The sequence below is a fragment of the Caulobacter sp. GW822-FHT01G02 genome, from assembly GCF_058802865.1.
The window spans coordinates 193650-214645 of the sequence record NZ_JBXAON010000008.1 but is presented as its reverse complement, the minus strand read 5'-3'; the positions used below and the strand labels follow the sequence as shown (position 1 = coordinate 214645).

Here is a 20996-nt window from a genome sequence, read left to right as displayed (position 1 = left end):
TCTGTTCCTCTAATCTTCTTCCGCCTCGCCCTTGGCGAGTTCGGCTTTCAGGAGGAAGGCGTTTTTGACCACGATGCTTTCGCCAGCTCGGAGGCCCGAGGCGACCTCGACGCGCCCGGCGGCGCGAGCACCAACGAGGACCGGTCGGGCCACGAAACCTTTTTGCGTTCGGACAAACACCACGTCCTGTCCCTCCCAAGTCTGGACAGCCTCCTCGGGCACCACGATGCCTTGGGTGAGCGACTGACGCGCGGTGATCCGCGCCCGCACCGCCTGACCTGGCTGGAGCAACCCTTGCCCTCCGGTCAGGGTGAGCACGACGGTGGCGGCCCGGGTGGTCTCGTCGACGCCGGGCGTGACGGAGCGCACGATCGCGCTGGCGGTGGCGCCGTCATTCAGCTCAAGCACGGCAGAATCGCCTGGACGAATGCGGCGAGCGTCAGCGGCGGTCACGGAGGCTTCAACCTGCAGCTGGCTCGCATCCGCCACCCGGAAGAGTTCGGTCTCCGGCTGTACGAATGCGCCGACGCTTGCCGGCGCTGAGGTGACGCGACCCGTGATCGGACTTGTCACCATGACGTATCGGCCATCCCGAGACACATCGGCCGCGCGCACAGCAGCAGCGGCGCTCAGCGCCTCGGCTCGGGCTGAAGCATCCTCCGCTTGCGCGGCTTCGAGGTCCTGGCGCGCACTGACACGCTGTTCATAGAGATGGCGCTCTCTCGCGAGCGCCTTGGCCGCCAAGTCGGCCTTGGCGGCGGCCACACTCCGTGCGGCCGCGATCTGAGCAGCCTCGCGACTTTCCACCAACGCCAATACTTCGCCGGCGCGCACCGGTTCGCCCAAACGCTTGTTGATCCGACTGACCGAACCGGCTGCGCGAGCGGTAAGCACGGCCTGGGCCCCCGGTGCGGCTTCCACGGTCGCCTGCGCCACAATCTCGGCGGCTAGGCCGGTGGCGGACACCGTCTGGACTGAAAGCCCGCTCGCGGCGATGCGGCCCGCCTCCATTTCGACCGCGTCGGGCGCGCCGACCGGCTTCTTCTCTTCACCGGCTTCGGCAGCCACTTTCGCCGGCGGGTTGCTCGTGAGCTTTGCGAGGCCGAAGCCGCCAGCGGCGGCCAGGATCGCGGCCACGGCGATCCCGCCGTAAAGGGCGTTTCGGCTGACCGCGCCCGCCGCGGAGACCTGCTTGTGGTCGTGCTTCATGGTTGATCTCCAAAGGGGGGGACGCCAGCTAGACGGGCGAGCGCGGCCTGCGCGCTCAGCCGCTCGGTAGCGGCGTCGATCATCTGAGTGCGGGCATCGGTCAGCGCGCGACGGGCGTTTAGCAGTTCTACCAAGGCCAGTTTGCCGCCTTCATAGCCGATGCGCGTGAGGCGGTAGGCTTCCTCGGCGGTTTGCTCGCCTTCCCGAGCCGCAACCAGGCGCGTTTCTGCGGCGCTCACGCGAGCAACGCCCGATCGCGCCGCGGCTTCGGCATCGAGCCGAGCCGAATTGAGGCGGGCCTCTGCGGCATTCAGCTCAGCTCGCGCCGCGCTGATGTTACCGCCATTGCGGCTGAAGATTGGAAACGGCATCGCGACGCCGGCCACCATGGCGGTGGAATTGTCTTCCTGCATTTTGCGGACCCCGAACGAGACGGTCACGTCTGGCACCGCCTGGCTCCGCTCCACCCGTACGCGCCGCGCCGCCGCATCGCGCTCGGCTTCTGCTGCCAGATAGGCAGGGCTCGAAAGGGGGTTCGGATCTGGAATTCGGAGGGTCTTGGTGGCTTCGTCGAGCAGGCTGACCGGGATCGAGGTGTAGGACACCGGCGCGCCCACCATGGCGGTGAGATTGGCGAAAGCCGTAGCGCGCGCGGCCCTGGCCTGGTCAACCGCAGCGCGCGCTGCCTGCACCGCCGCTTGGGCTTGCACCCGCCGCAGATCCGCCTCACGCCCGGATTGGACTAGGACGGTTGCTACACGGGCGTCTTCCTGCGCGAGTTCAAGGCCTTCGCTTGCCAATTGCAGCCGGCGATCGGCGCCGTCTGCCTCTGCGTAGGCGGCGGCGAGATCGAACGTATATTCCGATTGGGCGCTCGCCGCGCGCCGACGCGCGGCTTCGACGTCGGCGCGTCCGGCAGCGATACGCGCCGATCGTTTGCCGCCGAGTTCGATCGTTTGCTCGATCGAAGCCGTAGTCTCGGCCATGTTCACCCCATTGCTGGTGGCGAAGTTCTCGACTTCGACGCCCAGTGTCGGGTTGGGCATAGCGCCAGCTTGGCGTGCAAGCCCTTCGGCGCGCGCGATTTCGGCCCGCGCTTCGGCTAAACGGGGGGCCGTCGCCTGGGCCTGACGCAGCAGCTCCCTGAACGGCGGCGCGGGGTCAGCGAGCGCGGCGCCGGCTAGCAGTGACTGCAACGAAAGGCCAAGCAGCAGCTTAAGGCGCAGCTTTTGAGGAACAGATAGGGACATAGACCTTCTCACGATTTGACGAGGCGGCGCGCCACAGGCGCGTAGCGGCTCAAGCGCGAGGCGGTCGATTCAATTCAAATTCGGGATTCGACACAGGCAATGCCGTGTTCGCCAACGCGTGGCGTTCGGTCGGTCGGTCGCTGGCGGGCGCATGATCTGCCGCCATAGGCGGAGGAAAGGCCACACTATGTTGGCAATGGCCGTAAAGGCAAAACCCGACCAGAGCCGGAGAGGGTCTACCCCGCTCTGCGTTGGTCGCCATCGCGACTTGCTGAAAGGTGGCCGCTGACGAGGTGGTCGGCGCAGGTTTGCTTTCGGGGCAGAAGGCAACATCGAGACTTGGTGCAAGAGCGAACAAGGCGACAGCGCAAGCGATCGCCAGCTGCGCAATGCCCTTTCCCCAAGCCCTCAGCCTGTCCATGGCCACCCCAGATACTCCAACGCCACGAACGGGCGCACGCTGTTGGGCGCGCTTTCATAAGACACCGCGCCTTGACTCGTCGGCATCTTGCTTCCTCTAGTGGCTAGAGGATCAAGCGTTTTCTTTACTCGGCTGAGCCCGGCGGAAATCAGCTATCGAAATGCAGCGCAAGAGCCCGAAACCATCGTTCGATGGGGCGGCGTCGCCCGAAAGATTTCGTTCGCCGCTGTGGAACCAGGGCCTATTCGTATGAACAAGGAGCCCTCTAGATGACCCTCTCCATCGGCCTGTTGGCCAAGGCCGCCGACGTCAAGGTCCCGACCATCCGCTTTTACGAGGAGATTGGCTTGCTCCCCGAGCCGAGGCGCGCGGCCAACGACCGTCGGGTTTATGACGCCGACGCCGTCCGACGTTTGGCGTTCATTCGCCACGCGCGGCAGCTCGGCTTCTCAGTCGAGGCGATCCGCAACCTGCTGGATCTGGCAGACAACCCTGAACGCCCGTGCGGCGAGGCTAACGCCCTGGCCTCCCGGCAACTTCAAGATGTCGAGACTAAGATCGCCCAGTTGGAAACGCTGCGCAGCGAACTGCGGCGCATGGTGACCGCGACCTGTGACGGCCGGGCTGCCGACTGCCGGGTGATTGAGGCTTTGGCCGGATAGATGGCCGACCTTCCTGCGCTCGGCGGTATCGGCTTTGGCTGACCAGCAGGCGCTGCTACGCCTGCGACAAAAAATATCTGAATCGGCACAAGCCCTTACGTTTTCGCATGAATCGTAGAGCTTGGGCGTCAAACACGGACGCACCCGGCGTTGACTCATAAATCGGGATGAGAACAAAGATAGAACTTCTTAGTTTTGGTTCAAATGTCCCTCCCGCGCTCACCCGCCGCGCTCGACGCGCTCAGACGTCAGGTTCGCCTGATCGAGCTGGCCGACAGCGCCAGCGGCCGGGTCCTGCCTTTCGGCGTGGAGGCGATCGATGAGCGGTTGCCCGGTCAAGGTCTGGCAATGGGCGCGCTGCACGAAGTCGCCGGCGGGGCCGAGGGCGCGCTGCATGGCGCCGCCGCAGCAAGCTTCGCGGCCGGGATCCTCGCGCGGGCGGATGGCCCGGTGCTCTGGTGTCTTCGTCAGCGCGATCTCTTCGCGCCGGCCCTGGCGCAGGCGGGTCTGCCCCCCAAGCGTGTCATCTTCGCCGAAGCCGGCGACGAGGCGGCCATCCTGGGGGCGATGGAGGAGGGGCTGAAGTATCGCGGTCTGGCCGGCGTGGTCGGCGAGGTCGCCAAACTGTCGATGACAGCGTCCCGCCGTCTTCAGCTCGCGGCCGAGAAGAGCGGCCAGATGGCGATCGCCATCCGACGATGGCGACGGATCGCCGATGCGGCCGATCTTGGTCAGCCGACGGCGGCCACCACCCGGTGGAGAGTGTCGGCTCTCCCCTCCTCCCCCCTGCCAACCGCCGGCGTCGGCCGGGCCCGCTGGCTCCTGGAACTCATGCGTTGCCGCGCTGGCGAAGCTTTCGACATCGAGATTGAAGCCTGTGACGCCAAGGGTCATCTCCGTCTTCCTACCGCAGTGGCCGACCGATCGGTTGCGTCGCAGCCTGGGCAAGAGCGCGCCGCCGCCTGACGTCCCCGTCGTCATGGTCGGGCGGGTGGGGCGTCGCCGCGCCGTGGCCAATCTGAACACCGCGGCGGTGGAAGCCGGCGTTCGACTTGGCCAGGCCGTCGCTCACGCGAGCGCCATGGTCCCGGGCCTGGTGCTGCAAGACCTGGACGCGGACGGCGACGCGGCCGCGCTCCATCGCCTGGCGCTCTGGGCCCAGCGTCTCTACTCGCCCATCGCCGCTCCCGACGCCCTGGACGGCCTGGTCATCGATGCGACCGGCGCTGCGCACCTGCGCGGCGGCGAGGAGAAGATGCTGATCGACATCCGCAGCCGGCTGGAGAAGGTGGGTCTGCAGTCTCAGGTCGCGATCGCCGACACCTGGGGCGCGGCCCACGCCCTGGCCCGCTACAGCCGGCGAGCCATCTACGTTGCCGATCCTGGCGTGATCGGAAGGGTCATCTCAGATCTGCCCGTGGTGGCGCTGCGTCTTCCGGTCGCCACGGTCGAGGCGCTCGGTCGCTTGGGCTTCGATACCGTCGGCGAGCTGGAAGCCACGCCTAAGGGGCCTTTGACCCATCGGATCGGTTACGCCCCGGTGCGGCGCCTGGACCAGGCGTTCGGCCGCCACGCCGAGCCCATCGAGCCGGTCATGGCGTCCGAGACGCTGACAGCCCGCCGGGCTTTTGCCGAGCCGATCGGGGCGCCCGAAACCATGGCGCGATACGTCACCCAGCTGGTCGCTGAACTCTGCGCGGCGCTGGAAGCTGTCAGCCTCGGCGCCCGGCGCCTGGACGCCTATTTCGTGCGGGTCGACAATCGTACCGAGACGGCCAGGATCGCCATGGCCTCTCCGACCCGGGACGCCAAGCGTCTGGCCCGGCTGCTCTGCGAAAAGCTCGAAAACGTCGATCCCGGCTTTGGCGTGGAGAAGATCATCCTCGCCGCGCCTGGAGCGGAATCGCTGGTCTTCAAGCAGACCGAGAGCCTGGGCGACAACAACGCCCCCACCGACCTGTCGGCCCTGGTCGACACCCTGACCAATCGCTTGGGCGCTGGCCAAGTCTATCGCCTGGCCTCGGCCGAAAGCGATCTGCCCGAGCGCTCGGTGCGCGCCGCGTCCGCGCTCGACGCGGTGGAGGAGTTTTGCTGGCCGCTGGATTGGCCCCGACCTTCGCGACTCTTTGCCCGGCCAGAACCGGTCGAGACGGTGGCCCTGTTGCCCGACGCGCCGCCGGCCGCCTTCACCTGGCGCGGGGTTCGCCGGCGCGTGCGCTGCGCCGATGGGCCCGAGCGGGTGTTTGGCGAATGGTGGAAGGCTGACGCCGAACTGGCGCGCTCGCGCGACTACTACCAGGTCGAGGACGATGCCGGAGAGCGCTTTTGGCTCTACCGCGACGGCGATGGCGAAGATCCTGCGACCGGCACGCAGCGCTGGTTCATCGCGGGGATCTTCGCGTGAGCGCCCCATACGTCGAGCTGCAGTGCGCCTCGCACTTCTCGTTGCTGCGCGGCGCGTCCTCGCCGGGCGAGCTTTTCGACCAGGCCGCCGCCCTGGGCTACGAGGCGCTGGCGATCTGCGATCGCAACAGCCTGGCCGGCGTCGTGCGCGCGCATATCGCGGCCAAGGCCACGGGGGTTCGGTTAATCGTCGGATGCGAGCTCGCGCTGCGCGACGGCATGACCCTGCTGGTGCTGCCCACCGACCGCCCCGCCTATTCCCGGCTCTGCAGGATGCTGTCGCTGGGCAAGCACCGGGCCGGCAAGGGCGAGTGCGACCTGGACCTGGACGACGTTGCCGCCCACGCCGAGGGCTTGGTCGCCATCCTGATCCCCGACAAAGCCGACGATCTTTGCGCCCTGCAGCTGAAGAAGGTGGCCGCGATTTTCGGGGCCGACGCTCACCTGGCTCTTACCTTGCGCCGGCGCCCCGGCGACGCCTTGCGGCTTTATCGCCTCGACCAGATGGCCCGGGCCGCCGGCGTCACCCCGGTGGTCACCAACCGGGTGCTCTTCCATGAGCCTTCGCGCCGGATGCTGCAGGACGTCGTTACCTGCATCCGCGAGGGCACGACGATCGACGATGTCGGTTTCAAGCGTGATCGCCACGCCGACCGCTATCTGAAGACGCCGGCCGAGATCGAGCGCCTGTTCGCCAAGCACCTTGACGCGGTGGCGATGAGCGTGGCGATCGCCGATCGTTGCCGGTTCAATCTCGATGAGCTGAGCTACCAGTATCCCAGCGAGGTCAACGAGGGGCGATCGCCCCAGGAGACCCTGGAGCGGCAGACCTGGGAGGGCGCGGCCGAGCGCTACCCCGACGGCGTGCCGGCCGAGGTCCGCGCGACCCTGAACCATGAGCTGAAGCTGATCGGGATCATGGGCTATGCGCCCTACTTTCTGACGGTCAATTCCATCGTGCGCTTCGCACGCTCCCAGGATATCCTTTGCCAGGGCCGCGGCTCGGCCGCCAATTCGGCGGTCTGCTACGTGCTGGGCATCACCTCGATCGATCCCGAGCGCAACGACCTCTTGTTCGAGCGCTTCGTCAGCCAGGAGCGCAACGAGCCGCCCGACATCGATGTCGATTTCGAGCACCAGCGTCGCGAGACGGTGATGCAGTGGATCTTCAACACCTACGGGCGACATCGCTGCGCGCTGGTCGCCGTCGTTCAGCGCTTTCGCCCGCGCGGCGCGGTGCGCGACGTGGGCAAGGTCCTGGGCTTGCCCGAGGACATGACCAAGGCCCTGTCGAGCCAAGTGTGGAGTTTCTCGCGCGAGGAGATCGAGGAAAAGCACGCCGTCGACCTTGGCATGGACCTGTTGGACCGGCGGCTGCGGCTGACCTTAGAGCTGGCCCAGCAGCTGCTCAACACCCCGCGCCACTTCAGCCAGCATCCCGGCGGATTCGTCCTGACCGAAGACCGCCTGGACGAGCTGGTGCCGATCGAGCCGGCGGCCATGGAAAGCCGCCAGATCATCGAGTGGGACAAGGACGACATCGACGAGCTGAAGTTCATGAAGGTCGATGTTCTGGCCTTAGGCATGCTGACCTGCCTGCAGAAGGGCCTGGCGCTGATCGCCCAGCACAAGGGCGTCCATCTGCAGCTGGCCACCATTCCGCCGGAGGATCCGCGCACCTATGAGATGATCCGCAAGGCCGACACCCTGGGCGTCTTCCAGATCGAAAGCCGGGCCCAGATGGCGATGTTGCCGCGCATCAAGCCGCGCAGCTTCTACGACCTGGTGATCGAAGTGGCGATCGTTCGTCCCGGCCCGATCCAGGGCGACATGGTCCATCCCTACCTTCGCCGGCGCGAGGGCCTGGAGCCGGTCAGCTATCCCACGCCCGAGCTGGAGAAGGTCCTGGGCAAGACCTTGGGTGTTCCGCTTTTCCAGGAGCAGGCCATGCGCGTGGCCATCGAGTGCGCCGGGTTCACACCGGGCGAGGCCGATCAGCTGCGCCGCGCCATGGCGACCTTCAAGATGACCGGCGGGGTGACGCATTTTCGCGACAAGCTGGTGGGCGGTATGGTCGCCCGGGGCTACGAGCTGGAGTACGCCGAGAAGACGTTCTCCCAGTTGGAAGGGTTCGGGTCCTACGGCTTTCCGGAAAGCCATGCGGCCAGCTTCGCGCTGCTGGCCTACGCCTCGTCTTGGCTTAAATGCCACCACCCGGACGCCTTTTGCGCGGCCCTCCTGAACTCCCAGCCCATGGGCTTTTACGGCGTCTCGCAGATCGTGCGTGACGCGGTCGAGCATGGCGTCGAGGTCAGGCCCGTCTGCGTCAATCGCTCGCGATGGGACTGCACCCTTGAGCCGACCGGCCGCGAGGGGCGCCTGGCCGTTCGTCTGGGTCTGCGGATGATCAAGGGCCTGGTCGACGAGGAGGCCGCCACCCTGGTCGCCGCGCGTGGCGACCAGCCCTACACCTCCATCGACGATCTCTGGCGGCGCTCGGGGCTAAAGCCGGGAATGCTGGGAAAGTTGGCCGAGGCCGACGCCTATTTGCCGAGCCTGCGGCTGCACCGCCGTGAAGCGATGTGGGCGATCAAGGCGCTGCGCGACACCGCCCTGCCCTTGTTCGATCAGCCCGACGCCAGCGAGCTGAACGAGCCGGCGCCCCAGCTGAAGGCCATGACCGAGGGTCGCGAGATCGTCGAGGACTACGGCAATCTTGGCCTGTCGCTGCGCCGCCATCCCCTGGCGCTGCTTCGGACGGATCTGACCCGCCAGCGTCGCGCGCCCTGCCGCAAGGTCGGTGAGGGTCGCGATGGCGACTTCATCCAGACCGCCGGCCTAGTGCTGGTGCGCCAGCGGCCAGGATCGGCCAAGGGCGTGATGTTCATCACCATCGAGGACGAGAGCGGCGTGGCCAATCTGGTCATTTGGCCAACGCTCTACGAGAAGCAGCGCCGGGTGATCCTGGGCGCCGGCTTGCTCGGCGTCGATGGGCGGATCCAGCGCGAAGGCGATGTGGTCCACCTGGTCGCCTACAAGGTCCACGACCTGGGCGACGTCCTGCAGACGCTACAATCGCGATCGGGCGACCAAGGCGACATGGCCTGGGCCCAGCGCAGTCGCAATTTCTGCTGAACCTACCGGCTATCGAGCAGGCCACTTGAGCATCGCCATGGCTTGCAGGCGGGGTGTGGGCGAGGACAGCGTCGGCCGCGGGGAGCGGCTGCTGCGGCCTGTGGGCGCCTGACTAGGCGAGATTGGCCTCCAGAACCCTTTCCACCGCGACCACGTCCCGCCAGACGCCATCGAGCTTGCCGTGTTTTTCGTGCACTCCGACCTCGCGGAAGCCCACCGAACGCAGCAAACCCAGGCTGGCCTTGTTCTCCACGAACACGCGCGACAGCAGCTTCCAGAACCCCGCCTCTGCCGCCGCGTCGATCAGCGCGGTCATGGCGACCACGCCGACGCCTTTGCCACGGTGGGACCGCCGGACATAGACCGAGAACTCAGCGATCCCCGCGTAGCAGCAGCGGTCGGCGTATGAGAAGGTCGCAGCATAGGCGACGACCTGGTTGTCCTGATCGACGACGGCGATGACCGGGTGCTGTCCGTCGAACCACCCTGCAAGGTCTTGCGCGGTGCGTAAGCTCGTCTCGAAGGTGGCAACCCGGTCCTCCATGCCCTCGTTGTAGATGGCGGCCATGGCGTCGGCGTCGGCGATCGTCGCCGGACGAGCGGTGAGGGTGTTGGCGGTCATGCGGTGGCGGTCTCGTGGTTCATGGCTTCGGCGGCGAGAGCGACATGCTCGGGGATGCGTCCGTTGGCCTTGCGCTCGCTGTAGCGGTCGACGAGGTAGTCGGCCCGGTCGCGGGTCAGCAGGGTGAACTTCACCAGCTCCTCCATCACGTCGACGACGCGCTCGTAGTAGCTGGACGGCTTCATGCGATCGTTCTCGTCGAACTCCTTGTAGGCCATGGCCACGGACGACTGGTTGGGGATGGTGATCATCCGCATCCAGCGCCCCAGCAGGCGCAGGGTGTTGACAGCGTTGAACGACTGCGAGCCGCCGCTGACTTGCATCACCGCCAAGGTCCGGCCCTGCGTCGGACGGACGCTGCTGATCTCCAATGGGATCCAGTCGATCTGAGCCTTCATGATCCCCGAGATGGCGCCATGCCGCTCGGGGCTACACCAAACCTGCCCCTCCGACCACTGCGACAGCGCCCGAAGCTCCTGGACCTTCGGATGATCTGGGCCGACAGCGTCGGGCAAGGGCAGGTCGCGCGGATCGAAGATGCGGGTCTCGCAGCCCAGGGCCTGGAGGATGCGGGCGGCCTCTTCCACCAGCAGGCGGCTGAACGAGCGCTCTCGCAGCGACCCGTAGAGAAGCAAGATGCGTGGCGGATGCGTCGACGGCGCCGTGATCTCAAGCCGGTCACGGTCGACCTTGGCGAGGAACTTAGGATCGAGGGCGGGAAACTCGGTCACGGGCGACTCCAAAACTGCGTCATTGAACTGTCGGATAATTCGAGCATATTGGAAATATGGAATCAAAGCCCGCTGTCAACATGCTCTCCGCCCTTGGCCACAAAGGCCGCCTGGCAATCTTCCGCCTGCTGGTGAAGGCCGGCCCGGTGGGGATTGCGGCGGGTGACATCGCCCGAACGCTGGACATCCTGCCCAACAGCCTGTCGGCCAACCTCAACGTCCTGTCGCACGCGGGCCTGATCACCTCCCGCCGTGAGGGCCGGTCGATCATCTATTCAGCGGACTACAGCGCGATGAGCGGCCTCCTCGGCTTCCTGATGGAAGACTGCTGCAACGGCTCTCCTGAAATCTGCGCCCCGCTCGGCGCGATCGTCGCCAGGGCCGAGGCCTGCGACGGGACCTGCCTGACGTAAAAGGAGCCCGCATGATCACCGAGCATCGCCCGATGAACGTCCTCTTCCTCTGCACCCACAACTCGGCGCGGTCGATCATGGCCGAGTGCATCATGAACCGCGTTGGCGCCGGGCGCTTCAAGGCCTTCTCCGCCGGCTCGATGGCCAGTGGCGTCGTCAATCCGTATGCGATCAACCTGCTGAAGCACCTGAACTATAAGACCGACGACCTGCGCTCGAAGAACTGGGACGAGTTCGCGGTGCTCAACAACCCGGATGCCCCGGAACTCGATTTCGTGTTCACCGTCTGCGACAACGCCGCCGGCGAGGTCTGCCCGGTCTGGCCAGGCCAACCGATGAGCGCCCACTGGGGTATCCCCAACCCCGGCGACGCCGCCGGCTCAGAGGCCGAGATCGCCCTGGCCTTTGCCGACGCCTATCGCCAGCTCAACAACCGCATCACCCTGTTCTGCGCCTTGCCGATGAACTCGCTGGATCGCCTGTCGCTCCAGCGTCGCCTCGACGAGATCGGCCAGAGCAGGACCGCCGACGATACGGCCGCCTAGTCGTATGCAGTCCTTCAGCGTCACGCGCCGCCTCGTCGCGGAAGGCCTCGGCACGGCCCTGCTGCTCGCAGTCGTGGTTGGCTCCGGGATCATGGGCGAGCGTTTGGCTGGCGGCAACGTCGCCATCGCCTTACTGGGCAACACCCTGGCTACCGGCGCGGCCCTGGTCGTGCTGATCGGGGTCTTTGGGCCGATTTCCGGGGCGCACTTTAATCCGGCGGTGACGCTGATCATGGCGCTGCGGCGAGAGCTGCCGTGGCGCCTCGCCCTGGCTTATCCGATCACCCAGGTGGCCGGCGCTGTGCTGGGTGTTTGGGCCGCGCACGCCATGTTTGGCGAGCCGATCCTTCAGGTCTCCACCAAGCTGCGAGCCGGCGGCCCCCAGGCGTTCTCCGAAGCCGTAGCTACCTTCGGACTGATAGCGACGATCCTGGCGACAATGCGCTTTAAGCCCGACAGCACGCCCATGGCCGTGGGTCTCTATATCACCGCCGTTTACTGGTTGGCCTCACCTCAAGGTTTGTGCGCTAAACCTCGGCTAAAAGTACGAACCAAGAACACCTGTTATGCGGCGTAATGTCTGTCGCCCATTGGGTCGTTCAACGGCCTCATGCCGCGGTGCTTCGCCGCATCCGCCCAGAGGTAGTCACCGGTCAGCCCGATATGGGCCCAACTCATCGGCGAAAGATGGGCAAGAAGGTCGTCGGGCGCAACCTGCCCCCTCTCCCGCAGATGCTCGACGGCACGCTGCATATATAATGTGTTCCAAAGCGCGATTGCCGCGATCACCAAGTTCAGTCCAGAGGCGCGATGCTCCTGGTTCTGCAGTGTCCGGTCGGCGATGCGGCCCTGCTTATGGACAAACACCGCCTGGGCCAGAGCGTGGCGGGCCTCGCTTTTGTTGAGCCCTGCCTGACAACGCCGGCGCAGCTCCGGACTTTCCAGCCAGTCGAGGGTGAACAGTGTGCGCTCGATCCGGCCAACCTCGGCCAGGCCCATGTCGAGGCGGTTTTGCCGTTTGAACGCCGACAGCTTCTTGAGCATCACCGAGGGTGCGACGGAACCGGCCTTCAGAGACGCCGCCAGGTGGACGATGTCCTCCCAGTTTTCTTCGATGACATCGACGCGGATCGGCCGTCCGAGCAGGGGTTCGAGGATGCTATGGCGCGGCTTGGCGCCGATGATAGCTAGCCTGCGGTCCTGGAGATCGCGCAAGCGAGGCACAAACCGGTAGCCCAGCAGATGGCAGAGCGCGAACACGTGGTCGGTGGCGCCGCCGGTGTCGGTGTAGTGCTCGCCGCCACCGCGGCCGATCAGACCGTCGAGCACATAGGGCGCCTCCGAGGAAGTGGCCGACAGCACCCGGGTATGGAACGAGCCGTGCATGTCCGACAGGTGGGTGTAGATCCGCAAGCCCGGCTCTGGACCGTACTTAGCGTTGACCTCGGCGGCGCCGCCGCGACGCCGGCCGGACCTGAAGAACTGGCCGTCGGATGAAGAGGCCTCGCCATCGCCCCAATGGCGGGCGAACGCCTGAGCGTGGTGGACCTCGATGATCCTGGCCAAGGCGGCCTTATAGTTCTCCTCGCTCAAGTACCAGCTCTGCGTCCAGGCGAGCTGGGCGTAGCTGACTCCCTGGCTGGCGTTGGCCATCCTTTCCAGGCCAAGATTGGTGGCGTCGGCTAGGACCGCGGCCAGGATGCAACTGGGATTGTCGTGGACCTTACCTGAGCGCAGTTCGCGGAACATCGACGAGAAGCCGGTCAGCGCGTCGATCTCCCTGAGCAGCTCCGTGATCCGAACCCGCGGGAGCAGAGCATCGATCGCTCGATCGAGGGTTCTGGCTTCGTCAGGGGTGCTGGCTTTCACCGGCGTGACCGATAGCTCCTCGCCCTTCAACACGACACCGACCAAGTCGCCCTTCGACAGGCGGCGCGCGAAGCTCGCCAGGCGCTGATCTAAAAGACCGGCCCGTTCGGCCAGGTAGGCCCCCATCTCCACGTCGACCGGCAAGGCTTCAGCCTCTGCCGCGACTTCGTCCTTGGGTAGCAGATAGTCGGCAAAGCGCTTGTAGGATCTCGAGCCCTCGATCCAGACATCGCCCGATCTGAGCCGATCGCGCAACGTCGCCATCACGGCCGTCTCGTACAGGCGTCTGTTGATTGAAGGCCCTGACGGTTTGACGAGGGCCTTCCAATGCTTGGAGGCAAACGGCATCGGCGCGTCGTCGGGGATCTCGCGACGGGCTGTCCGGTTGAGCTCTCGCAGAAGTTCGACAGCCTTCAGCAGAGAGGCCCCGCCCGTGCCGGCGCGCAAGCGTATGTGCTCTAGAAAGGTCGGGGCGAACCGGCGCAGCGCGCCTTCTCCTGTCGCCGGTCCTCTCGACACCCTAGCCGTTAACACCGAAGGAGGCGCAAGGTGATCGGCTCCGTGTTGACTCCACTATTTCACTAGAAATATAGTTATGTGAATGTCGCTACTCTCTGAAGACGCCGTTGCCGGCGGCCTGGCCGCCTTGGGGAGCCCCGTGCGGCTTCGACTGTTCCGCGTGCTGGTGCGAGCCGGCGCGGCGGGGGCCAACGTCACCGATCTGGTTCGGCTTATGGAAGCCCCGGCCTCGACCCTGTCGCACCACTTGACCGCGTTGTCGCGGGCCGGCCTGGTCCGGCAAGAGCGTCGCGGCCGCGAGGTGATCTGCACCGCCAACTATGAGCTCGTGGGGGCCCTGGCGGCCTATCTGACCGAGAGCTGCTGCGCTGGCCTCGAGCTGGACTGCGCCGCGCCGAGCGCCGCCTGACCCTTTTTTGAATCAAAACCACGACTCCACTAGGAGTCTCGTTGCTTGGAGCCGCCGTGTCTGATTTCCCTGCCTTGGCCGCAGAGTTCGCCGATCACCCGACCCTTGAAAAGCTCGAGCCGCCCAAGATCTCGACCCATCCGCCGCGGATCCTGCTGCTCTACGGCTCGCTGCGGGAGCGGTCGTTCAGTCGCCTGCTGACCTATGAGGCCCAGAGGATCCTCGACCGTATGGGCGCCGAAACCCGCGTCTTCGATCCGGCCGGCCTGCCGTTGCCCGACGCCACGACGGCCGACCACCCCAAGGTCCAGGAGCTGCGCGAGCTTTCGCTGTGGTCGGAGGGCCAGGTATGGTGCAGTCCTGAGCGCCATGGCGCGATCACCGGCATCATGAAGGCGCAGATCGACTGGATCCCACTGGAGATCGGCAGTGTGCGGCCAACTCAAGGACGCACCCTGGCGGTCATGCAGGTCAGCGGCGGCTCGCAGTCGTTCAACGCCGTCAACACTATGCGCCTACTCGGCCGGTGGATGCGGATGATCACCATCCCCAACCAGTCGTCAGTCGCCATGGCTTACAAGGAGTTCGACGAGCACGATCGAATGAAGCCGTCGGGCTACTACGACCGCGTCGTCGACGTGATGGAAGAGCTCTACAAGTTCACCCTTCTGACGCGCGATCGCGCCGACTACCTGGTCGACCGCTACAGCGAGCGCAAAGCCTCTGGTCGGATCCCCGAACATGTCGTCCTGGGCGAGGCGGCAATGGCGCACGAGCGCGCGCCGCAAACGGCCTGATCTCATCGAAGCCCGCGGCCCGCTGGTCGCGGGTTTTCTTGTCTTCAGTTCGTCTTATTTTTCGAGTAAGGTCGAAATATGGAATCGAAAGTTGCCGCTGCAGCCTTGAGCGCCCTTGGACATGAGGGCCGTCTGGGTATCTTTCGCCTGTTGGTGCAGATGGGCGCCGAGGGAATGCCCGCCGGCGAGATCGCCAAGGCCACCGGGATCTTGCCTAACACCCTGTCAGCGAACCTCAACATCCTCAGCCACGCCGACCTGATCACCTCGCGCCGCGAGGGGCGATCGATCATCTACTCGGCCAACTACGCGGCCATGAGCACGCTGCTGGGCTTCCTCATGGAGGACTGTTGCGGCGGCAATCCCCAGATCTGCGCACCGTTGAGCGAGATCGTCGCCAAGGCCGCCGAGTGCGATGGAACCTGCCTTACCGAACTGGAGACGGCATGATCGACACGGCTTTCCGACCGCTGAACGTTCTCTTTCTCTGCACGCACAACTCGGCCCGCTCGGTCATCGCCGAGTCGATCATGAACCGGGTCGGCGCTGGCCGCTTCAAGGCCTATTCGGCCGGGTCCATGCCCAGCGGCAGGATCAACCCGCACGCCATCAATCTGCTTCAGCATCTCAACTATAAGACCGACGAGCTGCGTTCGAAGGCCTGGGACGAGTTCGCGATCCTGAACAACCCTGACGCCCCGGATCTCGATTTCGTCTTCACCGTCTGCGACAACGCCGCCGGCGAGGCCTGCCCGATCTGGCCGGGTCAGCCGATGACCGCCCATTGGGGCATTCCCGATCCGTCGCTGGCCACAGGGACGGAGGCCGAAATCGCTCTGGCCTTCGCCGAAGCCTATCGCCAGCTCAATAGCCGCATCACGCTCTTCTGCGCCTTGCCGATGGCCTCGCTCGACCGGCTGTCGTTGCAGCGCCGACTGGACGACATCGGCAAGTCCAAGGCGCCCGACGAGTCCGCCGCCTGATCCTGCTTCGACCCTTCATTTGCTTCCTGGTGACCCATGGCTGACGCCGACTTTCCGATCGTGATCTTCCACAACCCCAACTGCGGCACCTCGCGCAACACCGTGGCGATAGTGCGGGCGGCCGGCTACGAGCCCAAGGTCGTGGAGTATCTCGTCGCGGGCTGGACCCATGACCAGTTGCGCGAGCTAGCCGCCGAAGCAGGCCTGACCTTCCGCCAGCTGATGCGCGAGAAGGGCACGCCTGCCGCCGAGCTGGGCCTCCTGGATGACGGCGTCGGGGAGAACCAAATTCTCGACGCCATGGTCGAGCAACCCATCCTTGTAAACCGGCCTATTGTCGTCACGCCGAAGGGCGTGAAGCTCTGCCGGCCGTCTGAAGTTGTCCTGGATCTGCTTGATCGCAAGCCGGCCAGCTTCACCAAAGAAGACGGTGAAGTCGTTTCCCTGACCTAACCACCCGACCGCTCAGGAACAGCAAGATGAAAAAGCTCCTCGGCGTCGCTGCGGCGACGGCTTTGCTGACGTGCGCCTCGGCCGCGCACGCCGCCCGCGACTACGTCTGGGCCGCCGGCTCGTCCACCGTCTTCCCGTTCACCACCCGCGTGGCCGAGAACTTCGCCAAGAAGACCGGCAAGAAGTCGCCCAAGGTCGAGAGCCTGGGCACCGGCGGCGGTTTCAAGATGTTCTGCGGCGGCCTGGGCGAGGGCTTCCCCGACGTCGCCAACGCCTCGCGTCCGATGAAGAAGTCCGAGTTCGAGGCCTGCAAGGCCAAGGGCGTCAAGGACATCGTCGAGATCAAGATCGGGTTCGACGGCATCGTCATCGCCATGGACAAGAAGGCGCCCGACTACAATTTCAAGCTCGAGCACCTCTATCTGGGCTTGGCGCAGAACGCCTTGCGGGGCGGCCAGTTCGTCGCCAACCCCTACAAGAACTGGAAAGAGGTCGGCTCAAACCTCCCCAGCAACCGCATCCTGGTCTACGGCCCGCCGCCGACCTCGGGCACCCGCGACGCCTGGATAGAGCTGGGCGTCGAGGCCGGCGCCAAGAAGTTCCCGACCATCAAGGCTCTGCACGACAAGGACGACAAGGCCTTCAAAGCCAAGGTCGATCCTATGCGCACGGACGGCGGCTGGATCGACGCCGGCGAAAACGACAACGCCATCGTCGGCACCATCACCAAGACCCCCGGGGCGCTGGGCGTCTTCGGCTACTCCTTCCTCGAGGAGAACGGCAACCGCATCAAGGCCGCCGCCGTCAACGGCGTCAAACCGACCGCCCAGACGATCGCCAGCGGCCAGTACCCCGTGTCGCGCTCGCTCTACATCTACGTCAAGAAGGCCAACGTCGGCGTAACGCCCGGCCTGAAGGACTTCCTGGCCGAGTTCGTCTCCGACGCGGCCACGGGGCGCGGCGGCTACTTGCAAGGCCGCGGCCTCATCCTTCTGCCTCCGGCCCAGCACCAAGCGGCCAAAGCTGCTGCCTCCCAGCTGACGCAGATGGCGCCTCCCAAGAGCTGAACCGCAGGGCGCTAACGCGCCCGCAAGTTGGTGCGGCGGACAGTCAATCCTGTCCGCCGTCTTTTCGTCTCCAGTCCAGAGCCTGTCCGTGATCCTTGCCCTGCTGATCTTCATCGCCACCATCACCCTGGTCATCTGGCAGCCCAAGGGTCTCAGCATCGGCTGGAGCGCCAGCATCGGCGCGGCGCTGGCGCTGGTCACCGGCGTCGTGCACCTGGCCGACATACTGACCGTCTGGCACATCGTCTGGAACGCCACCGGCGCGTTCATCGCGGTCATCATCATCAGCCTGCTTCTCGATGAAGCGGGCTTCTTCGAATGGGCCGCGCTGCACGTAGCGCGCTGGGGCGGCGGCAAGGGGCGGCTCCTGTTCGCCTCGATCGTGCTCCTGGGGGCCGCAGTCTCGTCGGTGTTCGCCAATGACGGGGCGGCGCTGATCCTCACCCCCATCGTCATCGCCATGCTCATGGCCCTTGGTTTCAAGGACAAGGCGACCCTGGCCTTCGTTATGGCGGCGGGCTTCATCGCCGATATGGCCAGCCTGCCGCTGGTGGTCTCCAATCTCGTCAACATCGTCTCGGCAGACTTCTTCAAGATCGGCTTTGGGCGCTACGCCCTGGTCATGATCCCCGTAAACTTGGCGGCGATCGCCGCGACCCTGGGGGCGCTGCTGATCTACTTCCGTCGCGACATTCCCAAGACTTACGACGTCGCCCAGCTGAAAACGCCGGCGGCCGCCATCAAGGATCCCGCGACCTTCAAGGCCGGCTGGGTAGTCCTGGCGCTGCTCCTGATCGGGTTCTTCGCTCTCGAGCCGCTAGGCGTGCCTGTCAGCGCCACGGCTGCGGTCGGAGCCCTGGTCTTGTTGGTGATCGCGGGCCGGGGCCACATCATCAGCACGCGCAAGGTCCTGAAGGGCGCTCCCTGGCAGGTCGTCATCTTCTCGCTGGGCATGTACCTGGTGGTCTACGGGCTGCGCAACGCGGGCCTCACCGACCAGCTAGCGGGCCTGCTCAATCACTTCGCCAAAGGCGGTGTCTGGGGCGCGGCCTTCGGCACGGGCGTTCTGACGGCGCTCCTGTCCTCGGTCATGAACAACATGCCCACCGTCCTGGTCGGCGCGCTCTCCATCGAGGCCAGCGGCGCGACCGGCGCGGTCAAGGAGGCGATGATCTACGCCAACGTGATCGGCAGCGACCTGGGCCCCAAGATCACCCCGATCGGCTCGCTGGCCACGTTGTTGTGGCTGCACGTGCTCAGCGCCAAGGGGATCAAGATCTCCTGGGGCTACTATTTCAAAGTCGGGATCATCCTGACCACGCCGATCCTCCTCATCACCCTCGCGGCCCTGGCGCTCAGGCTGACGATCGCCGGGTAAGAGGGGAGCGAGCGCCCCCCGGCGACAGTCGTCGGGGCCGTTCAAAGATGGAGAGGCTGGCGTCGGAGCTTAGGAGCTGAGGCGAGGGGCAGAGCGAAGCTTTCGCGTTTGGAGCGAGAGAGTCTCTCGTGGGTCAACCGCCTGCATTCCGGCGCCTTTTCAGTGGAGGACGCCGACGCATTCCGGCGCTGGCGCTCATCGGATCCTGCCAATGAGGCGGCGTTCGTGGAGGCGATACGATTTCGCCGCAGGGGTGGGCGAAATGTTGAGAAGTGCGCGGCAGGACTGACCGAAGTTCCAGAATGTCCGGGTCTGCCGGCAGGCCAGCGACCCGCTCCAGGCGCCCCTCTGAAAGCGGAAGATGATTTACACCTGCATATGTGCACATATATACACATGATGCCAACTCAGAGCGTTCATGCCCACAGACGTTAAACTCGAGCGACCCAGGACCTTCGACGTAGGCTTCTTTCGTGCCTTGTGCGAGCCGGTCCGGCTGCAGTTGCTGACCAAGCTGGTGCAGTTGGGGCGAGCGGACGTGGCGACGATCTCCGAGGGCTTCGGACAGGATCGCTCGGTGATCTCCCGCCATCTCCAGATTCTACGTGACACCGGCGTGGTAACGGCCAGCCGGGAGGGGCGGCACGTGTTCTATGAACTCGACGGGCGCGCCCTGGCCGACAAACTGCAGAGCATGTCGGAAGAGGTCAGAGCCCTGTCGCCGCTTTGTTGCCCTAGCCGAGGCTAGAGCCGCAATCCGCTTTGAGAAACATATGCATATGGACGCAAACATGCATATAATGAAGAGTAGTTGTCGGTCCGCCGCGATCCTGATGCCGGCCGCATGGGCGGGCCCGCTGGGGCGCCATCTGCTGCGGCTCAGGTTGACCGCGCCGAATTTCAAGGACGACGACAAGGCGTTGCACCAAGGGGCTTCGAACACGTCTGAACCGGTCGCGAGCTGATCGATGCAGAAGTATGATGTCCTCGTGGTGGGTGGTGGACAAAGCGGCCTTGCCGCCGGCTGGGCGCTGCTCAAGACTGGCTTGAAGTTCGCAATCCTGGAAGGCGGAGCGGCGGTGGCTGGCTCCTGGCCGCGTTACTACGACTCTCTGCGACTCTTCTCACCTGCCGCCTATTCGGCTTTACCTGATCGAGCGTTTCCCGGCGATCCGAAGCGCTACCCGCGCCGGGATGAGGTGTCGGCCTATTTGGCAAACTATGCTGATGCGCTCTCCCTGCCGGTGCTGACTGGCCAGCGGGTGACCTCCGTCGAGCGAACTCCTGAAGGCTTTTGGCTACGGACAACGGCTGGCCGGGAGTACGTCGCGCGATCGGTCGTGATTGCCACAGGCGTTTTTGAGGCCCCGCACATGCCGCGATTGCCGGGACACGAGCGCTTCGGCGGAATGGCGTTGCATGTTGCCGGCTATCGCAATCCAGAGCCGTATCGTGGGCGGCGCGTGGTGGTGGTCGGAGCCGCTAACTCTGCTGTCCAAGTTGCGGTCGAGCTCGCTGCTGAGGCTGACGTGACGCTGGCGGTGAGGAGTCGCGTGCGTTTCATCCCGCAGACCTTGTTGGGACGCGATATCCATTTCTGGTTCAACTTGGCTGGCGTGGATCGTTCGCGGCGCCTGTCGGATCAAGGAACGCCAGTGCTCGACGACGGTCACTACAGCGCCGCACTGAAGCGGGGCGCGCCATTGGCGAAGCCGATGTTCACCAGCTTTACCGAGACAGGTGTGGTTTGGGCTGATGGCGTTGAGGAGCGAATCGATGCGGTGATCTTCGCGACCGGCTACCGACCGAACGTCGGTTTTACGAAGCTTCCCGGCCTTGTGGATGGCGCAGGCACGCTACTTCAGCGTGACGGTAGGGCGATTGGGCAGCCCGGAATTTATTTCGTCGGACAACCAGGTCTGCGCAGCTTCAGTTCAGGCGTGCTGCGTGGGGTAGGGCGCGACGCCGCTGCTGTTGCAGCACAGATCCGGAGAGTGATGACCTAGAGCACCGGCATGAGACTGTTCGCGCCTAGGTTCTGGCTTCGTACTGCTAAGCGTACATTGGCGCACAAACCTCGAGGTAAGCCCTACATCAGGCGGCTTACCACCTAGTTCTGGGTTTGTGCTT

At 65.3% G+C, this 20996-nt stretch carries 21 protein-coding genes and 1 pseudogene; 17 read left to right on the top strand and 5 right to left on the bottom strand.

Annotated elements, in window-relative coordinates:
• Positions 1-9: 9 nt before the first annotated feature.
• Entirely contained in the window at positions 10-1209 is a 1200-nt protein-coding gene (locus AC1RNC_RS22445) for an efflux RND transporter periplasmic adaptor subunit (RefSeq protein WP_099504403.1), read from the bottom strand.
• Complete coding sequence (locus AC1RNC_RS22440; RefSeq protein WP_492888337.1) at positions 1206-2459, bottom strand: TolC family protein; 1254 nt, start codon at positions 2457-2459, stop codon at positions 1206-1208. The genes AC1RNC_RS22445 and AC1RNC_RS22440 overlap by 4 nt, the downstream gene beginning before the upstream one ends.
• 690 nt (positions 2460-3149) lie before the next feature.
• On the opposite strand from AC1RNC_RS22440, the gene AC1RNC_RS22435 reads away from it, so the two are divergent.
• The 4 genes from AC1RNC_RS22435 (at position 3150) to AC1RNC_RS22420 (ending at position 9080) form a co-directional block, all read left to right on the top strand.
• Entirely contained in the window at positions 3150-3542 is a 393-nt protein-coding gene (locus AC1RNC_RS22435) for a MerR family transcriptional regulator (RefSeq protein WP_099504407.1), read from the top strand.
• A 204-nt stretch (positions 3543-3746) separates the two neighbouring features.
• A complete protein-coding gene (locus tag AC1RNC_RS22430; RefSeq protein WP_244906800.1) occupies positions 3747-4508 on the top strand; it encodes an ImuA family protein in 762 nt (253 codons plus the stop codon).
• Positions 4471-5946, top strand: a complete 1476-nt coding sequence (locus AC1RNC_RS22425) for a DUF6504 family protein (RefSeq protein ID WP_492888336.1) — start codon at positions 4471-4473, stop codon at positions 5944-5946. Before AC1RNC_RS22430 ends, AC1RNC_RS22425 begins: the two co-directional genes overlap by 38 nt.
• A complete protein-coding gene (locus AC1RNC_RS22420; protein ID WP_492888335.1) occupies positions 5943-9080 on the top strand; it encodes an error-prone DNA polymerase in 3138 nt (1045 codons plus the stop codon). Before AC1RNC_RS22425 ends, AC1RNC_RS22420 begins: the two co-directional genes overlap by 4 nt.
• 112 nt (positions 9081-9192) lie before the next feature.
• Here the strand turns inward: AC1RNC_RS22420 and AC1RNC_RS22415 are convergent, their stop codons facing one another.
• The gene (locus AC1RNC_RS22415) at positions 9193-9702 is read right to left on the bottom strand and encodes an arsinothricin resistance N-acetyltransferase ArsN1 family A (RefSeq protein WP_101714488.1); all 510 of its coding nucleotides are present in this window, start codon (positions 9700-9702) and stop codon (positions 9193-9195) included.
• Positions 9699-10433: an arsenical resistance protein ArsH gene (gene arsH / locus AC1RNC_RS22410; protein ID WP_492888334.1), complete on the bottom strand. Its 735-nt coding sequence runs from the start codon at positions 10431-10433 to the stop codon at positions 9699-9701. Before arsH (AC1RNC_RS22410) ends, AC1RNC_RS22415 begins: the two co-directional genes overlap by 4 nt.
• Positions 10434-10489: 56 nt before the next feature.
• On the opposite strand from arsH (AC1RNC_RS22410), the gene AC1RNC_RS22405 reads away from it, so the two are divergent.
• From AC1RNC_RS22405 to AC1RNC_RS22395, 3 genes and pseudogenes are all read left to right on the top strand, one after another.
• The gene (locus AC1RNC_RS22405; RefSeq protein ID WP_101714487.1) at positions 10490-10846 is read left to right on the top strand and encodes an ArsR/SmtB family transcription factor; all 357 of its coding nucleotides are present in this window, start codon (positions 10490-10492) and stop codon (positions 10844-10846) included.
• An 11-nt stretch (positions 10847-10857) separates the two neighbouring features.
• Positions 10858-11391 (top strand): arsenate reductase ArsC, encoded by a 534-nt coding sequence (locus AC1RNC_RS22400; protein ID WP_101714486.1) that lies wholly within the window; start codon positions 10858-10860, stop codon positions 11389-11391.
• Positions 11392-11395: 4 nt separating this feature from the next.
• A pseudogene (locus AC1RNC_RS22395) lies at positions 11396-11902 on the top strand (aquaporin); the annotation flags it as partial.
• Positions 11903-11955: 53 nt separating this feature from the next.
• Here AC1RNC_RS22395 and AC1RNC_RS22390 read toward each other — a convergent pair.
• Positions 11956-13779, bottom strand: a complete 1824-nt coding sequence (locus AC1RNC_RS22390; RefSeq protein ID WP_492888333.1) for a Tn3 family transposase — start codon at positions 13777-13779, stop codon at positions 11956-11958.
• An 82-nt stretch (positions 13780-13861) separates the two neighbouring features.
• Here AC1RNC_RS22390 and AC1RNC_RS22385 point away from each other — a divergent pair, with 82 nt between their 5' ends.
• The 10 genes from AC1RNC_RS22385 (at position 13862) to AC1RNC_RS22340 (ending at position 20872) form a co-directional block, all read left to right on the top strand.
• Entirely contained in the window at positions 13862-14188 is a 327-nt protein-coding gene (locus AC1RNC_RS22385) for an ArsR/SmtB family transcription factor (protein ID WP_066683138.1), read from the top strand.
• Between the two features lie 56 nt (positions 14189-14244).
• Positions 14245-14985, top strand: a complete 741-nt coding sequence (gene arsH / locus AC1RNC_RS22380) for an arsenical resistance protein ArsH (RefSeq protein ID WP_066683139.1) — start codon at positions 14245-14247, stop codon at positions 14983-14985.
• A 78-nt stretch (positions 14986-15063) separates the two neighbouring features.
• Positions 15064-15435, top strand: coding sequence for an ArsR/SmtB family transcription factor (locus AC1RNC_RS22375; RefSeq protein ID WP_066683140.1), 372 nt, complete (start codon positions 15064-15066; stop codon positions 15433-15435).
• Positions 15432-15968 (top strand): arsenate reductase ArsC, encoded by a 537-nt coding sequence (locus tag AC1RNC_RS22370; RefSeq protein ID WP_066683141.1) that lies wholly within the window; start codon positions 15432-15434, stop codon positions 15966-15968. Before AC1RNC_RS22375 ends, AC1RNC_RS22370 begins: the two co-directional genes overlap by 4 nt.
• A 36-nt stretch (positions 15969-16004) precedes the next feature.
• Positions 16005-16421 (top strand): arsenate reductase (glutaredoxin), encoded by a 417-nt coding sequence (gene arsC, locus AC1RNC_RS22365; RefSeq protein WP_066683142.1) that lies wholly within the window; start codon positions 16005-16007, stop codon positions 16419-16421.
• Between the two features lie 26 nt (positions 16422-16447).
• The gene (locus tag AC1RNC_RS22360) at positions 16448-17488 is read left to right on the top strand and encodes a substrate-binding domain-containing protein (protein WP_066683143.1); all 1041 of its coding nucleotides are present in this window, start codon (positions 16448-16450) and stop codon (positions 17486-17488) included.
• An 88-nt stretch (positions 17489-17576) separates the two neighbouring features.
• Complete coding sequence (locus AC1RNC_RS22355) at positions 17577-18866, top strand: arsenic transporter (protein ID WP_066683144.1); 1290 nt, start codon at positions 17577-17579, stop codon at positions 18864-18866.
• Positions 18867-18974: 108 nt separating this feature from the next.
• A complete protein-coding gene (locus AC1RNC_RS22350) occupies positions 18975-19301 on the top strand; it encodes a FecR/PupR family sigma factor regulator (protein WP_367119555.1) in 327 nt (108 codons plus the stop codon).
• Positions 19285-19614 carry an ArsR/SmtB family transcription factor gene (locus AC1RNC_RS22345; RefSeq protein WP_295105843.1) on the top strand — a complete coding sequence of 110 codons (330 nt, stop codon included), beginning with the start codon at positions 19285-19287 and terminating at the stop codon, positions 19612-19614. Before AC1RNC_RS22350 ends, AC1RNC_RS22345 begins: the two co-directional genes overlap by 17 nt.
• A 220-nt stretch (positions 19615-19834) precedes the next feature.
• On the top strand, positions 19835-20872 hold the full coding sequence (locus AC1RNC_RS22340; RefSeq protein ID WP_295105846.1) for a flavin-containing monooxygenase: 1038 nt from the start codon (positions 19835-19837) through the stop codon (positions 20870-20872).
• Positions 20873-20996: the final 124 nt, after the last annotated feature.